This window comes from Maridesulfovibrio bastinii DSM 16055 (assembly GCF_000429985.1).
Taxonomy (GTDB): domain Bacteria; phylum Desulfobacterota; class Desulfovibrionia; order Desulfovibrionales; family Desulfovibrionaceae; genus Maridesulfovibrio; species Maridesulfovibrio bastinii.
On sequence record NZ_KE387016.1, the window covers coordinates 21,055 to 35,700 of the forward strand.

General features: G+C 42.3%; 15 protein-coding genes. 10 read left to right on the forward strand and 5 right to left on the reverse strand.

Annotated elements, in window-relative coordinates; translation table 11 throughout:
- Positions 1–43: 43 nt before the first annotated feature.
- Positions 44–568 carry a PilZ domain-containing protein gene (locus G496_RS20250; RefSeq protein WP_051295137.1) on the reverse strand — a complete coding sequence of 175 codons (525 nt, stop codon included), beginning with the start codon at positions 566–568 and terminating at the stop codon, positions 44–46.
- A 194-nt stretch (positions 569–762) separates the two neighbouring features.
- Here G496_RS20250 and G496_RS21315 point away from each other — a divergent pair, with 194 nt between their 5' ends.
- Positions 763–906, forward strand: coding sequence for a hypothetical protein (locus G496_RS21315; protein WP_169725777.1), 144 nt, complete (start codon positions 763–765; stop codon positions 904–906).
- An 87-nt stretch (positions 907–993) separates the two neighbouring features.
- On the opposite strand, the gene rfbA is transcribed toward G496_RS21315, so the two are convergent.
- The gene (gene rfbA / locus G496_RS0117530; protein WP_027180413.1) at positions 994–1,869 is read right to left on the reverse strand and encodes a glucose-1-phosphate thymidylyltransferase RfbA; all 876 of its coding nucleotides are present in this window, start codon (positions 1,867–1,869) and stop codon (positions 994–996) included.
- Between the two features lie 159 nt (positions 1,870–2,028).
- Between rfbA and G496_RS0117535 the strand changes: the two genes are divergently transcribed.
- The 5 genes from G496_RS0117535 (at position 2,029) to G496_RS0117555 (ending at position 6,330) form a co-directional block, all read left to right on the forward strand.
- Entirely contained in the window at positions 2,029–2,730 is a 702-nt protein-coding gene (locus G496_RS0117535) for a DUF1614 domain-containing protein (protein WP_034633813.1), read from the forward strand.
- Positions 2,731–2,766: 36 nt separating this feature from the next.
- The gene (locus G496_RS0117540) at positions 2,767–3,546 is read left to right on the forward strand and encodes a MogA/MoaB family molybdenum cofactor biosynthesis protein (protein ID WP_027180415.1); all 780 of its coding nucleotides are present in this window, start codon (positions 2,767–2,769) and stop codon (positions 3,544–3,546) included.
- Between the two features lie 114 nt (positions 3,547–3,660).
- Positions 3,661–5,073 (forward strand): TolC family protein, encoded by a 1,413-nt coding sequence (locus G496_RS0117545; protein ID WP_027180416.1) that lies wholly within the window; start codon positions 3,661–3,663, stop codon positions 5,071–5,073.
- Positions 5,074–5,179: 106 nt separating this feature from the next.
- Positions 5,180–5,398: a dual CXXC motif small (seleno)protein gene (locus G496_RS21650; protein WP_425411677.1), complete on the forward strand. Its 219-nt coding sequence runs from the start codon at positions 5,180–5,182 to the stop codon at positions 5,396–5,398.
- Between the two features lie 11 nt (positions 5,399–5,409).
- Positions 5,410–6,330: a lytic murein transglycosylase gene (locus G496_RS0117555; RefSeq protein WP_034633815.1), complete on the forward strand. Its 921-nt coding sequence runs from the start codon at positions 5,410–5,412 to the stop codon at positions 6,328–6,330.
- A gap of 9 nt (positions 6,331–6,339) precedes the next feature.
- Here G496_RS0117555 and G496_RS0117560 read toward each other — a convergent pair whose 3' ends face one another.
- Positions 6,340–7,449: a glycosyltransferase family 4 protein gene (locus G496_RS0117560; protein WP_027180418.1), complete on the reverse strand. Its 1,110-nt coding sequence runs from the start codon at positions 7,447–7,449 to the stop codon at positions 6,340–6,342.
- A 72-nt stretch (positions 7,450–7,521) separates the two neighbouring features.
- On the opposite strand from G496_RS0117560, the gene G496_RS20255 reads away from it, so the two are divergent.
- The gene (locus G496_RS20255; protein WP_051295138.1) at positions 7,522–8,427 is read left to right on the forward strand and encodes a glycosyltransferase family 2 protein; all 906 of its coding nucleotides are present in this window, start codon (positions 7,522–7,524) and stop codon (positions 8,425–8,427) included.
- A gap of 95 nt (positions 8,428–8,522) precedes the next feature.
- Here the strand turns inward: G496_RS20255 and G496_RS0117570 are convergent, their stop codons facing one another.
- Positions 8,523–8,885, reverse strand: coding sequence for a molybdenum cofactor biosynthesis protein MoaE (locus G496_RS0117570; RefSeq protein WP_027180419.1), 363 nt, complete (start codon positions 8,883–8,885; stop codon positions 8,523–8,525).
- Between the two features lie 29 nt (positions 8,886–8,914).
- Here G496_RS0117570 and G496_RS0117575 point away from each other — a divergent pair, with 29 nt between their 5' ends.
- The 3 genes from G496_RS0117575 (at position 8,915) to G496_RS0117585 (ending at position 13,122) form a co-directional block, all read left to right on the forward strand.
- Positions 8,915–11,545 (forward strand): tetratricopeptide repeat protein, encoded by a 2,631-nt coding sequence (locus G496_RS0117575; protein ID WP_027180420.1) that lies wholly within the window; start codon positions 8,915–8,917, stop codon positions 11,543–11,545.
- Between the two features lie 42 nt (positions 11,546–11,587).
- Positions 11,588–12,019, forward strand: a complete 432-nt coding sequence (locus tag G496_RS0117580; protein WP_027180421.1) for an NUDIX domain-containing protein — start codon at positions 11,588–11,590, stop codon at positions 12,017–12,019.
- A gap of 68 nt (positions 12,020–12,087) precedes the next feature.
- Entirely contained in the window at positions 12,088–13,122 is a 1,035-nt protein-coding gene (locus G496_RS0117585) for a VgrG-related protein (protein ID WP_027180422.1), read from the forward strand.
- Here the strand turns inward: G496_RS0117585 and G496_RS0117590 are convergent, their stop codons facing one another.
- The gene (locus G496_RS0117590; RefSeq protein ID WP_027180423.1) at positions 13,123–14,634 is read right to left on the reverse strand and encodes an NFACT RNA binding domain-containing protein; all 1,512 of its coding nucleotides are present in this window, start codon (positions 14,632–14,634) and stop codon (positions 13,123–13,125) included.
- Positions 14,635–14,646: the final 12 nt, after the last annotated feature.

Here is a 14,646-nt window from a genome sequence, read left to right on the forward strand (position 1 = left end):
TAAGTGGAGTATCAGATTAATCTAACTGTGGGCCGTAACTGAATTAGAGTTTGATAGGTTTCTTTTTTTCAAAGTCCTGTGCGGAGTGTACTGCTGTTTTTTTTCCGGAACCCGGCTTGATGGCTTTTTTTTGGGCAGCAAGGACTATTTTACTGAGAGTTACATCCTGCTTTTTATTCAGATCAATGAAGCTGCATCCGACTATATTTTTATTCTGGCGGACTACTTTTATTTTTACATTTTTAAGTACCGGTTTTCCAGACCAGAGCAGAACTGCCTCAATAATTGAGCCTATCTCAAATTCTCTGCTGCTGATAAAACCGACGCCATCTGCACAGATGTCCGATATTTTACATTTGACCCGAGGGTTGCGACAAACAATGTGCATATTTGAAACACTTACCCTGAATGACCTTCTTGTTGCCGCACTTTTATTTTCATTTTTTAAAGTCAGGGTGATGTGCTCTTCAGAATCCTTTCTTCCAAGCATACGGTCAAGCTTGCTCTTCAACTTGTCCAGAAAACCAGAATCTGATTTGGATTCTATATTGTGGTTGTCACTGGTCATAGTTATTGCCTGCCTGAGCTTATTATTGAATATAAAAATTGTATATTCTGTTACTTTTATATTAAATTTTTATCAGCACGTCAGAGTTTGTCAATAGTTAAAGTCAAACTATATCTTGACATTATTCAGGTTTGAAGGAATGAATAGAACGATTTTTTGTGAAACTGGGCGAAATTTTATGGAGGTTTGAGGGCATGATTAGTGAATTATTAACAGGCATGGGCCACAGCAGCACTGCTGGTTTTGTCGGTGTTTCTCTTATCGGTATTTATTTTGTATGGATGATCTGTATGGCTCTTTACAGAATCCAGCAGGGTAAGAACGAAGGCCATCACTAGACACCCCGATTATTCCCGTATTGTGTATGGGAATGTTTATTTTTTAGCGGCATCAGAATTGATGCCGCTTTTCTTTTATCTGCGCTTTTAAGCTGTTTCTTCTTTATATACTGCCATCAGATATTTGCCGTATTCATTTTTAAGCATATCCGAAGCCAGATTTTTTAGCTGCTCAGCGGTTATGTAACCCATTCTGAAGGCTATTTCTTCTATGCAGGCCAGCAGGAAGCCCTGTCTTTCCTGAATAGCTTCTACATATCCGGCAGAACGGAGCAGTGATTCATGGGTTCCCATATCAAGCCATGCATAGCCGCGGCCCATCAGTTCCACTTTCAGCTTGCCGCGTTTGAGATATTCCTTGTTGATATCTGTTATCTCAAGTTCACCACGGGCTGAGGGTTTAAGATTTTTGGCTATCTCTAAAACTGAATTATCATAAAAATACAAGCCTGTTACAGCGTATTTAGATTTAGGGGTCTCCGGCTTTTCTTCAATGCTTTTAACATTTTTATTTTTATCGAATTCAACAACACCATATCTTCTCGGGTCGCGTACCGCATAGGCAAAGACAATACCGCCTTGTTCGATTTTAGCCGAACGCTGGAGCATGGTGCTAAGATCCTGACCGTGAAATATATTATCGCCCAGAACAAGGCATACTGAGTCATCACCGATAAAATCTTCCCCGATGATAAAAGCCTCACCCAATCCTTTTGGTTCAGGCTGCACTCTGTATGAAAGATTTATTCCAAGCTGGGAACCGTCACCAAGAAGATCCTCGAAACGCGGCAGATCCTGAGGTGTGGATATAATTAAGATGTCTTTGATACCGGCAAGCATGAGTACTGAAAGAGGATAATAAATCATCGGCTTGTCATAAACAGGCAGTAACTGTTTGCTGACAACTCTAGTCAGCGGGTAAAGACGGGTTCCGGAGCCACCGGCAAGGATTATTCCTTTCATTATATATTCCTTATTGTTTTATTATTTAACAAACAACGCTTCATCTTCTTAGCTTTTTGAACTGACAGCTTCAATATTTTTTATTAGCGTGGGACTATCTCGGTTAAAAATTTTATTCAATGTTGAATTAACAGTTATCACGATAACTCAGGAGATAAAATGCGAGGACCTTTATTCAGTCTGCCTTCTGCAATGTTTCTGGGCATAATATTTTTTGTCCTGATATTATTTCTTTTTATCTTTGTACAGGTAGGTATAGTTACCGTTGCTTTTGCCAAGCTTGGATTGACCCCGTTTCAGGTTTTTGCATTGCTGATAGCAACGCTTTTGGGCAGTGGTATCAATATACCAGTATACCGCTCAGAGATGCTTGTACGCAATTTCAGTTCACGTAATTATTTTTTCAGACGCAGAGACCTTCTGGGTGCGGGTATAGAAGAGCCTGAACTCGTGCATCAGGTGGTAGCGGTTAATTTTGGAGGATGTATAATCCCGGTAGTGCTTTCTCTCTCTCTGCTTTCCAAAGTTGGATTTAATCCGGGAATGGTGCTTTGTCTTATTATTGTAAGTTTGGTCTGCTATAAATTATCAAGACCAGTATCCGGTGTGGGAATAGCTATTCCGGTGCTTATTCCACCATTGGTTACAGCTATTGCCGCTTTAATTTTTGTACCGTCAGCCATATCAGCCCATACCGCATATATTGCGGGCAGCCTCGGTACTCTTATCGGAGCGGACCTTATGCATCTGGCTTCCCCTTCGTCCCGCGGAATGATTGATGCCCCAGTGGTTTCAATCGGTGGAGCAGGGACTTTTGACGGAATTTTTATTACAGGAATACTTGCTGTTTTGCTGGCCTGATATTACCTGATACAAAAACTACTCTGGAGTTAAGACATGGTAAAAGTACGTTTTCCAGCTGATCTTAATTATGAAATAGGCGGCAGGGTTATTATCCGGTGTGATGGAGCGGATAAGACAGCTGCTGATTCTGTCATTGTGGAACAGCCCTGTGTAAATCTCAAGGCAGGCGAATGTTTCATCCGTGACGGAGTATGCTTCCTAAAAATTTTATCTTCAGGGTTTAATCCCGGTAAGCCTTCTTCATTTTATTGGGTGGCGGAAGTTGTCAGCAGTCTTCCACTTGGCATGAGCATTGATGTTGATATTGCAAAATCAGGACTCAGTGTAGCGTGGGTAACTTTAAGTGATAAAGGCTCACGCGGTGAACGTGAGGATAAAGCCGGACCGCTGATAGGTGATATGCTTGATTCGACTTTTGATACCTCGGTTGTTCATGGATTTATACTTCCTGATGACTACAATATGTTGCGGGCGCTGATAACACGTCTGGCCCTTACTGAAAGTTATGATCTGATCATTACAACCGGCGGAACAGGAGTCGGCCCGAGAGATGTTTCACCGGATGCGACTCTTGCTGTTATAGATAAGCGGCTGCCGGGTTTTGAAAGGGCTGTGACTGCTGCAAGTCTTGAAAAAACTCCGCATGCGATGATTTCCCGTGCAGTTGCCGGGGTACTGGGAGAAAGTATAATAATCAATTTACCGGGCAGTCCTAAAGCAGTGCGTGAAGGGCTTGAAGCTGTTATCCCGGCTCTTAAGCATGCTGTTGAAAAATTACGCGGGGATCAGTCTGATTGTGGGCAGCTTTTGTAATAAGCATGTAATCAATAATTAAATTTGCCCTTGATAACATTGGCAGTACACTCTATATATGAACAGGTTTGTTACAATCACTGAAGATAGAGTTCATCAATTTAGGAAATTCATATGAAATATAGTTATCTGGCTATTCTGCTGATGCTTGGTTTAATTTGTCTGCCCACAGTATCATCTGCACAAACTGCTTCCAATTCCACCGCTGACGTTTCTACAGTCAGTATTTCGAATGCGACAGCTCAAGTTCCTCAGGCGGTTACTCCTGATGAAGAGAAAGCTACACGCATTCTGACTTTGGAAAAATGTGTCCAGATAGGTCTCAGGCAGAATCCTACAATAGTTTCAGCCCGCAGACAGCTGTTGTCTTCAGATAGTAATGTAAAATCAGCCCGTGGTAATTTCGGGGCTTCAGTTGACATGAGCTATGGCTATCGTCACCAGAATAAACAGCCTAAGCTTATGGGAGTCAACTCGGATTATCAGGATAAATGGAGCATGGGTATAAATATTTCCCAGCCTATTTTTACCGGTTTCAACCTCCTTTCCAATTACCAGAAAGCTAAAATCCAGCGTGAGCAGGATGAAGCAAGGCTTTATCAGGCTGAACTGTCACTTATTCAGGAAATTCAGACTTCTTTTCTGACTCTGCTTCAGGGACGCATGGATGTTAAGAGTAAACAGGATTCTGTTGCCCGTCTTGAATCCCAGCTAAAAGTTATTGAAGCTTTTTATCAGGTTGGTCTTCGTCCTAGAGTAGACGTGCTTCAGGCAGAGGTCGAGCTGGCTTCAGCTCAGCAGGATTTGTTGAAATCGCAGAATGATGTTTCATCAAGGCATGCAAGGCTGAATACCCTTTTAAATCTGCCGATAGATGAGAACATCAACTATAGTGGAGAACTTACATATCTTCCGTTCTCCCGTTCGCTTGATGATTGCATCAGCACTGCGGATAAAGACCGCCCCGATTTACGCATTGCCAAAAAATCAATAAAAGTTGCTGAAGAAGATGTTGATATCTCAGAAAGTGACTATTATCCTCATGTCTCAGCAGATTTTGATTACAACCGGGCCGGCGGTGATCCTTTAACAGACACAAACAGGTACACTAAAAACCCGGAAAGCTGGTCAGCCGGCGCAACTGTAAACTGGAATGTTTTCAGCTGGGGAAGTACTTATTACGATGTTAAAAGAGCCAAAGAGCAGGTTAAGAAAATCAAAGCTGACTTTGAAAATACAAGATTGGAAGCTTCGTACGAAATAAAAGATAACCTTTTGAGCCTTAAGGCCGCTGCGGACCGTATCGGTGTAGGCAGAAAATCAGTTGAAGCCGGACGTGAAGGTTATAGAATGGCTATGGCCAGATATCAGGCTCAGGTCAGCACTAACAACGAAGTATTGAATGCTCAATCCAGATTGAGTGGTAGTGAGGCTGAATTAATTCAGGCTCTAGCCGACTATCAGGTTGCTTTAGCAAGGCTTTATGTTGCCATGGGCGTGAAAAATCCGTCATTGAAAACAAATTAGCTCTTGCGGCATTTTGAAGTTATGGCCGGAATCCTCACGGGAATCCGGCCTTTTCTTATTTATATAACATTAACATTTTCGGTGCATCCGGATAAACTTTATTGCTATGAAATATGATATGAACAGTTGCAGTTTCAGTCCTGCAAAAGAAACAACAATGATCTGTGAATCCTGTGGCGGGGAATTACTTGCTTCACGGGGTTGAGGAAAGGTTGATTTGCGCTGCAGGGTCTGCGGCAAGCATTATGAACTTAAGGAATATGCTGATAATATTGATGATGATTTTGAGGAGAGAATGGCAAACATACCGCTTAATAGGCTTTAGATGGAGGTCTTTTGCTAAAATCAGGATTGGTTAAAAATTCTTTTTTTCTGTTACTGATGACGATTGTTTTTGTGAATCCGGTAGCAGCTTCTGATGCCAGATGGAATATACTCAAGGATCGTCTTGTAACAGACGGGCTTAACAGAGAGTATGTGGATACTGTCTTTTCTGCGGCTTCTCTCAAGTTTGATTCTGGAGTCATGTCCAGAAAGATCGGAGCATTACTGACCAGGCGTAAAACTCCTCCGGCAGAACGCAAAGTAAAAGATGCCAGTTACGATAAACGTTATGTCGGACCTGTTCTTTTAGCTGGAGCCTATGCCTTTTTAAGAGAAAATTACTCATACTTACAGGAAATTGATAAGAAATATGGTGTCCAGCCAAGTGTTCTTGTCTCTTTGCTGCTTGTCGAAACAAGGCTGGGGTTTACGCTTGGCAAGAAACCGGCACTTAACAACCTTGCAAACATGGCTGCGGCTGATGATTTGAATCTGTTTTTTGATGACATTTCTCAGAAAAAATTATCAAAAAATGATATGGAATGGCTGCAAAAAAGGACCAAAGAAAAGTCGGACTGGGCTTACAGAGAACTTCTGGCTCTACTTCAATTTTCGCATGATAATTCCATAAACCCTGTTGAGATTCCGGGTTCAGCTTATGGAGCCTTCGGGATATGTCAATTTATGCCCACTACAGCGATAAGCTACGGAGTAGACGGAGATAATGACGGAAGAGTGGATCTTTTCAATAAGCCGGACGCCCTTGCAAGTATGGCTAATTTTCTAAAAAAGCATGGCTGGAATAACAACCTGAGCCGAAAGCGCAAACTGAAGGTTGTCTATCGCTATAACCACTCAACCTATTATGCGCGAACCATTCTGGAGGTTTCTGATCAGCTCGAAGGTGTAAGGGCAACTTTCGGACCTGAATAATCAGGCAGCTTATTTATCCTGTATTCCGGTATACAGAGTAAGGGTTCTGGTCAGAAAATCTTTGCCCGAAAGCTGGGACATAGTTTTTTTCTGCTTTTTTACAAGCTCTTCGGCAAGAGCCGGATCGTTGAGCACATCAAGCAGTTTTACGGTCATAGCCGGAACGTCACCGGGAGGTATCAATGCTGATTGAGGAACAAGATCAGGCATGACTCCTACTGTTGTTGAAATAAGAGGCCTGTCACAGGCCATTATTTCAAGAGCTGCTCTGGCAATGGTTTCAGACCATAAAGAAGCTATCACTCCTATATCCAGAGCTGAGATGCACGCTGAGACATCGGTGCATTTACCACTGATGGCGGTGATCTCTTTTACGTTGTTTTCTTCTATCCAGATGTCCACTTCCCGCTTACTTGTTGCCGTGGGATATCCAAGCAGCAAAAGTCTGATATCTTTATATCCGTAATCGTTGTATATTTTGCCAACAGCCTGAATAAGTTCCTTTTGGCCTTTTACCCTGTCAAAGCGTCCAAGCAAGCCTATGACGCTGTGCTGGTCCGTAAAGCCGAATTTTTCCCGGATTTCTTTTCGTCCATTTTCGGAGAAAGTGAATCGGGCATTATCAACTCCACCATGTATGAGCCAGACTCTGCTTTGGTCCAGTTTCATTTTTTCCAGAAAGTGTCCGGCCATACGCTTGTTGGTGGCAACAACAGCATCGGCAACTTTTGAATGCAGGTAGCGGTTGATTATATCGTTTTTAGGGAGACGCTGGTCTCCACGGGTTCTGACAAGTTTAAATCCCAGACGCAGTTTGCGCAAAATAGCCCACCAGAAGAAACTCTCTCCGCGGTGACAATTAACCACATCTGGCTTAAGATCTCTGACAAGTGAGAGCACTTGCGCGCAGGCTCGTGCAAGTTTAAACGGATGAGTGGTATTGAGATCAATAGTTTTTACATTGAGTCCCATTTCAAGAGCTTTGGCTTCCGTTTCTGTATCAGCCAGAGTTATTACCAGCACATCATGTCCGGCATCCTGTAACAACTGGCTCAGATATAGGGCATACCACGAAGTCGCATTGAACCAGCGGACATTGATAACCTGAAAAATTTTCATCCGTATAACCTTTCGGTTGCTAAAGTTTCTCTATATAAGTTTTGATTTTGATAACTACCTAACCAGGCAAATATGACAGTGAGTTCAGTTGAAGGCAAGAGTAAGATGAAGGTTTCAGTTATTATACCAGTTTACAATAGGGAAGAAATGGTAATCAATGCGGTTTCTTCTGTTCTTGATCAAAGTTTCAGTAATCTTGAATGCATAGTTTTTGATGATGGCTCAACTGATGCTTCCCGTGAAGCCGTCGATTCAATTTCAGATCCAAGATTGAAAGTCTTTTCCGGCGCTAACGGAGGCGTTTCCTCAGCAAGGAACAGAGCCATATCCAAAGCTGACGGCGAGTATATTGCTCTGCTGGATTCAGATGACACATGGTTGCCTGATAAATTGGATATTCAATTGGAATATATGGCTGAAAACGGATACGAGATAAGCCAGACCGATGAAGCATGGTTTAGGAATGGTAAAAAAGTAAAAAAAGGAAAACGTAATAGAAAGATTGAGGGTCGGATTTTTGACAATTCGTTGCAGACCTGCCTTATAAGCCCATCCTGTACTGTTTTCAGTAGAGAAATATGGGATAAATTCGGACCATTTGATGAACTTATGCCTGCTTATGAGGATTTTGATTTTTGGATAAATATTTGCAGGTATTATCCGATAGGACTTATTGACAAGGAACTGACTGTTAGAAATGGAGGGCGTGAGGATCAGCTTACATCCAAAGTATTGTTTCCGGATATCTACAGGATATATGCTCTGCTTAAACTTTTAAAAAAGACTGACCTTTCTGTTTCTGAATTTGAAGCAGTTAGTCAGGAGATTGAGCGTAAACTGGGTTACTTTTGCGGAGGGTGCTTCAAGAGAGGGCGTGATGAATATGCGCTTAAGGTTTCAGAGCTTGTTACTGAAATTAAAGAGAACCCTGAATCTGAACCTTCCGAGCTGCTGGAGTTTTTAAATTCTGATTTGTGATTAAAAATTTCAGTGCCGGGCTTTCCGGTTGATATAACGGGAAGCCCGGCACTGCGGTATGTGCTTTTACCATATTTTAATATATAAGTTTTATATTAAGCCATGATCTCTTTTTTGGAGAGTCCTTCTGACTTAATTTTGTCAAGTATCTGCGAGAGGCATTCTTTAACGTTTTCACGGATGTCTCCGGCAACAATGATGAACAGTGCGTCATCTCCGACTTTAAGGAGTCCGCCTATCGGTTCAACAACAATTTTATATATGCCGGGCATTTTTTCATATTCCTTACGGAATTGTTCGATCTTTTCATGGTCCACGGTTATTTCGACTGCTGTAACTTCGGCTTTTGTACCGCGTGACCAGCCACGGATTATCCCGTTATGAGTTAAGATCATACCGACATTTTTTGCAAATTCAGGATCTTGTTTCAACTCAGCTATTTTTTTTGAAATGTCCATAATATTCTCCCTCAAAAGGAGTTGAAGGTTTGTTTGAGATTGATACCTTATTAGAAAAATTTCCCACTGTCAGCCATTCACGAATGGTAAATAGAGGTTTCGGTCTGTGGGTGGTGTGGTCTGATTCCCTAGACGACTCTGTTTACAGGAGTCTGATGGATTTTGGTGGAATTTTGATGAGTGAAGACCGCAATGAAGCATTGTGGTATTATTTCACTGACGATGTTTTCAGAGTGCTGGCCAGACTCCAGATCTGGTCCAAGCTCAACCCTATGCCTGTTTTTTTTCAGGTCATCCCCCTTACTCTTCTGGTTGATTACAACCTTCATACTACCATAAAAATAGCTGATGAATTTTCCGGACAGTCGGTTAATACCGGTGATGATCTTGAAATTTATGTGCACCCGCAGTTTCAGGATACTGTGAAAAGCATACCGGGGCTTTCACTGGAGACAGCCAGACATCACAGCGGGCTTTCCAAATCAGGATGGATGCTGCTGGATGCGGATCAGGGGCTGGGATATGAATCCCTTCAGAGCTGGTATTTTGTAATAATTCCAGTAGGTAATCCTTCTGATAAAGAATTTATCAGGGGCTGGCGGGCATTCTTTTCGGAAATTCAGGTACTGTTGCAGCGTCTTGGACTGCAATACATGACTTCCGACCTCACCGTTATTTTTCCTATTTCTTCGCTGACTCTTTTAAAAACATATCTTAAGGATTTGTTGGTTCTTATTAAAAGAGTTCGCAACAATGAAGGTGAAGAGGTCTGCTACTGGCCGTCTGTAATGGCTCTTATTCCTGGAAAGGGGCTCAATTTTAACGATGAAATTCCCAGAAAAGCCAATCTGGACTGGGATAAACTTACTCCTGACAGCCCGCATCTTAAATATCGTGATGCATACCTTTTAGGAAAAGATTTTGTAATCAATGAAGTCCGTTTCGGATCCGATCAGGAAAGTCTTGATTCGTGGTGCATGGTCAGCCTTTCGCAGGAACATACTGAAACAGCAGGAGCTGGACTCGAAGTTACAATATCAAGACGCATAGCTGTCGGTGAAAATGATGAATGCTTTTATTGCGGGATGAAAAATCATCTTCCTGCGGAATGCCCGAGTAAATCTCTGGCTAATTACCGTGGAAAGATCTGGAAAAATCTTGCAGTAGTTGATGTTAAGGATTTTACCAGCGGTTTTCAGAATATTGATTTAAAGATCAGCTCAATGGATAATCCTCTTAAAGGGTTCAGTGACCTGCTTTTAAAGGGAAATGATCTTGAAAATATTTTGGTCCGGTCATTGTTCGCCATAAATGCGGTTGCCCAGCTCAGAATCTTGAAACTTGTCTGGAAGAGTAGGGGCAAGGACTGGCCCAAAGGAATTTTCACCAGCGGTCCGGAAGAAGGTGAATTTATATGGACTGCTGTAGATTTTTTGAAGAACGGTGATCTCGAAAATGCCGAATCTCTGGTGAAAAGGGCAATGCTTCGCTACAGCCGCAGTTATCAGCCGCGTTCTTTGATGGGCTTTATTTCTCTGGAACAGGGGGATGACCAGCAGGCTATGTTTTACTGGCAGGAAGCTGAAAGACTAAGTTATTCACCTTTGCAGCAGTCTTATCTGATGTTTTTACAGGGACGCCTGTTTGAAGTGACTGGCCAGCTTAATGAGGCCAGCACCATATATAAACGTATCGGCGGGACAAGTCCCAACTGGCTTGAACCGCAGTACAGGCGTTGTGTCTGTATGGTTAAAATGGGCTTTGCCGAGCAGGCCGTCGGATCCTTTGAAGACCTTATCCGGGAAGAACCTCTGTATTTCAACAGGATTCTAATTGACCCTGAAATGGATCGCGGAAGGATTGTGGTGCTTCAAGCTTTGAGTGATCTCTGGCGCGAGGCTGAAACCGAAGCTAAAGCGGTTGCCGAGGGCCTTGGAAAGCTCTCTTCGGATATTTCCCAGTGGTTTACTGAAGGTCATGAATTTGCGGACGAAGCTTCAAACTTCATGGAACGCATGGATCAACTGACAAAAGTAAACAACTATGTTGCTTTTCAGCAGTTGATTACCGGTGTTGCCAGACTAACTGATGAAATTGAGAAGCGCGTTGATTATGAAATCAGGGTCATCAATAAAAAGGTAGAAATTTATTTTGAAAGGTTGAAAGAAATTCAGGGTGAAGCCTCATGGTTCCCTTTTCCCAAACTTCTCACTGATTTTAATAAGGATTTCAACTATTGCGCAGAAAAAATCAACTGGATAAAGTCTCAGCATCTGAAAGTTGCTGAAACATTCAGGAAGACGCAGAAATATCTTGATGAAATAGATGACAGGCTTCAAAAATTGAAAAGTAGGCTTGTCACATTGAGGGTCGTACGTGACAGCACTCTTTTTGTAATGCTTCTCGGACGAACTTTTATCTGGCTGGAAGTAATATTTTTAGGGCTGGCCCTTTTATGTGTGCCTTTGCTTGCCTACTACGCCAAAAGCATGGGTTCTAATTTCATCATTGATATAATTATTCAGCAGAAGTGGGAATTTCAAAAAGGCCTTATCATAATTATGAGTATTCTGGCTCTGGCTTTGTCTGCTTTCAGGGCTGCCGTGGTTTTTGATAAAAGGAAAAAAGAGTTATTTGAACCTGCTGACAGTAAACGATGAATTTTTTTGTTCACAGATGCATCTTTTCGGGAGTTTTTTGAATTGAGTGAAAGAATAAATATAAAAATGGCAACCGGAATTTTTGTTTATTCCGGCAAAGTGTATATTCAAAAGAGGCTGGATAATGATCTCTGGGGTGGAAAGTGGGAATTTCCCGGAGGATCAATTGAAAAAGGTGAAATTGTCGAGCAGGCTCTGGCAAGAGAATACATAGAGGAAACCGGTGTCCCTGTTAAAATTTTAGGAGTTGCGCCGGGGATATGCTATTCCTTTGAAAACTATCATGTAGAAATGTTTTGCAGGTACTGCACCTTTTCAGGCGGGTATAAAAAGCCTGAAATGTATGAAGCCTCGGATGGTTTTTTTATCAATCCTTTTGAAATAAACGGGTTGCCGTTTGCCAGAGGGCATGCACTGTTAAAAGATATTCTTTTAAAATCTTCCGAATTTAAAGCGATACTTGGAAAATATTAGTTACCAAGTTGGTATGCTTTGTGCTTTATCCCCTGTTAAGAAGTCTATTTTCTGACAGGGGATTTATTATGAGCAATTATTTGAGTGCATTAACTAAAATAGTCGGCAATAGTGGAATTGACGGTTCCGGCGGAATCTCTTCCGGCTTTAGCGATCTCATCGGTAAAAATAATTTAAAATCCGGTGATAAATCTTTTGAGTCGGAGATGCTGCTGGCTCAGAAAATGTTTAATGATAGCTCTGACTCAAGCGGGCAGATGAATGTCGGAGGAATGGATACTTCGATAATGAATGATGCTTTGGTACTGGAAGCTCTTCAGGCTTTATCCAGTGTAAAGGGGCTCAATCTGTCAAGGCAGATTAAAGCTTATGGTACAGACTTCAGTGCTCTCAATCCTCAAACTTCAGCTGGCTTGAAAAAAACATTAGCAAATCAACCAGTCAGTAATCCTATCGATAGTTCAGAAAAATTAGGTGGACTGACTGCACACTTTGAATCCGGGTCGCAGGGCGTTGGTGCTATAGGCTATGACAGGGTTGGAGGAACTTCCTATGGAAAATATCAGATTGCTTCCAAAACCGGGGCAATGGATGATTTTATGGATTTTTTGAAAACCAAGGCTCCTGATCTTGCCAAAAGACTTGGAGCAAGCGGTCCATCAAATACAGGTAGTACCGGTGGCGGTATGCCTGAGGAATGGAAAAAAATATCTTCTGAGGACCCCGCAGGCTTTGAGGCGTTGCAGCACGATTTTATTAAAGCCAGCCATTATGATCCGGCTGCGAAAATAATTTTTGAAAAAACAGGCATTGATATTAATAAAATGCCGGAAGCAGTAAAAGAAGTTATCTGGAGTACGTCTGTTCAGCATGGTGCTACTGGTGCTGGAAGAATGATCGCTGATGCTGTTGAAAGTCTTGCTGAAAGTGCCAGAAGTCAGGGTTTTCCTTCAAACCTTGTTAAGGAAATTTACGGTGAGAGAAAAAGCCGGTTCGGGTCTTCAACAGAAGCGGTTCGCAACAGCGTTCAGGCAAGGCTTGATAAAGAGGAGAATCTCATTCTTTCCATGCTTAAAGACAATCCTCTTTCGAAAATGGTGTAATTACACTTTTCTGGTCAGTTTGCTGTCCAGTTCAGGGTCTATTTCAATATTAAGACGGGCGATTTCATTATCAACGGTTACAAGCCCGTGACTGGCACCTTTTATTTTTCTGATGTCTTTAACAAGCGCACAGATAACCTCAGCTTTACTGTCTGCTGAGCGATAACTTTTCAATGCTGCCAGTACCGCAGCTTCTTCAAGCGTTCTTTGAGGAACATCGTGACCCGGATGATCCCTCTTGAGGATTACATGCGATCCCGGACCGTCTGCGACATGAAACCAGTAGTCAAAGTTTGATGCAGCTTTACTTAGTATCTCATGGTTCGCTTTACTGTTTTTACCCCGGATAATTAAAAATCCATCTGAAGAAACGAAAAGAGAAGCAGCCATGCCTTTATATTTTTTAGGTATGGTTATTTTTTTATTCTGGCTGTCCTGCTGCTGTGGAAGCAGATTATTTTCAATAAGTTTTTCGTATTTTTCTTCAACTTCCTGCCTGCGCCTTTTCATATGAATAAAACCACGCTCGGCTTTAGCTGCCAGTTTAAACATTCTGGCCATATTTTCGGACGGAGTTAACCGTGGATCAAGATCAATAGAGACTTCTCCCTGCTCAGGATGGCTGACGGTTACTTTTTGCAGATCTTTGCTGTCTTTGAACCTGTATAGTTCATTTTGCAGAAGTTCGGCCTTTTGTTTCAGGGCTTGCAGGCCGGCAAGACGTTTTTCTTCATCTTCAATTCTTTTAATTGTCTTGCGATATTTTTTCCGGCCTGCTTTCAGAGCTTCGCTTTCACCTTTTTCTTCCTGCTGTTCGAGCAGAGGGAAAAGAATTCTCTCTCCGTATTTGGCCGAAGCTTCCATGGCACTGGTAAAGGAGGCACATTGCTGGCCTTCCTGCCATACTCTAGGCGGTCTTATGTTTCCACTGCCTTCCCGTGGAAGATAAAAGCTGCTCAGGTTGTTTTTCTTAAGTCTTGAGAGCAGCTCTTGAGCTTCGGTTCTTGAAATATAAGAAAAGTGTTTACGCAGAGGGGGGGATATCTGCGGGAACTGCTGCCAGATTTCAGGTTCCGATTCAATCTGCTCAAAAGCGGGCCATTGAGGTTCTATACCGAAATCTTCAGGCAGCTCACGTTTTAGTGAAACACCATTTTTCAGATCAAAAATTATGTAGTTGTAATTTTCTGAATTGCGGGCAGGAGAGAGAGTGAAGGCCAGTTTAAGATTAACCCAGTCAATCTGAGGTTCAAAAAGTCTTCTTCCGCAGAGCCTCTTTCTCAACCACATAATTTTAGCTGGCGGAGTTGAAGGATTGACCGGCTTCATTGCGGACATAAAAAACAGACCCGCCGATTTGGCGGGTCTGAAAAGCAGATACTTTCTGCCGTCATTTGCCTGAACAACAAAAGTCCATACATTTTCGGCAGGAGCAAAAACTTTCTCAACCCGGCGGCTTTCAAGGTGTGGACCTATTTCAGCTGCCAAAGCACGAAAGAAGTGTGCGTCCATAAGGAGTTATAA

Coding starts and splice junctions, on each gene's coding strand:
- G496_RS20250 (WP_051295137.1), bottom strand. CDS start 568: ATGACCAGTGACAACCACAATATAGAATCCAAATCAGATTCTGGTTTT.
- G496_RS21315 (WP_169725777.1), top strand. CDS start 763: ATGATTAGTGAATTATTAACAGGCATGGGCCACAGCAGCACTGCTGGT.
- rfbA (WP_027180413.1), bottom strand. CDS start 1,869: ATGAAAGGAATAATCCTTGCCGGTGGCTCCGGAACCCGTCTTTACCCG.
- G496_RS0117535 (WP_034633813.1), top strand. CDS start 2,029: ATGCGAGGACCTTTATTCAGTCTGCCTTCTGCAATGTTTCTGGGCATA.
- G496_RS0117540 (WP_027180415.1), top strand. CDS start 2,767: ATGGTAAAAGTACGTTTTCCAGCTGATCTTAATTATGAAATAGGCGGC.
- G496_RS0117545 (WP_027180416.1), top strand. CDS start 3,661: ATGAAATATAGTTATCTGGCTATTCTGCTGATGCTTGGTTTAATTTGT.
- G496_RS0117560 (WP_027180418.1), bottom strand. CDS start 7,449: ATGAAAATTTTTCAGGTTATCAATGTCCGCTGGTTCAATGCGACTTCG.
- G496_RS20255 (WP_051295138.1), top strand. CDS start 7,522: ATGACAGTGAGTTCAGTTGAAGGCAAGAGTAAGATGAAGGTTTCAGTT.
- G496_RS0117570 (WP_027180419.1), bottom strand. CDS start 8,885: ATGGACATTTCAAAAAAAATAGCTGAGTTGAAACAAGATCCTGAATTT.
- G496_RS0117585 (WP_027180422.1), top strand. CDS start 12,088: ATGAGCAATTATTTGAGTGCATTAACTAAAATAGTCGGCAATAGTGGA.
- G496_RS0117590 (WP_027180423.1), bottom strand. CDS start 14,634: ATGGACGCACACTTCTTTCGTGCTTTGGCAGCTGAAATAGGTCCACAC.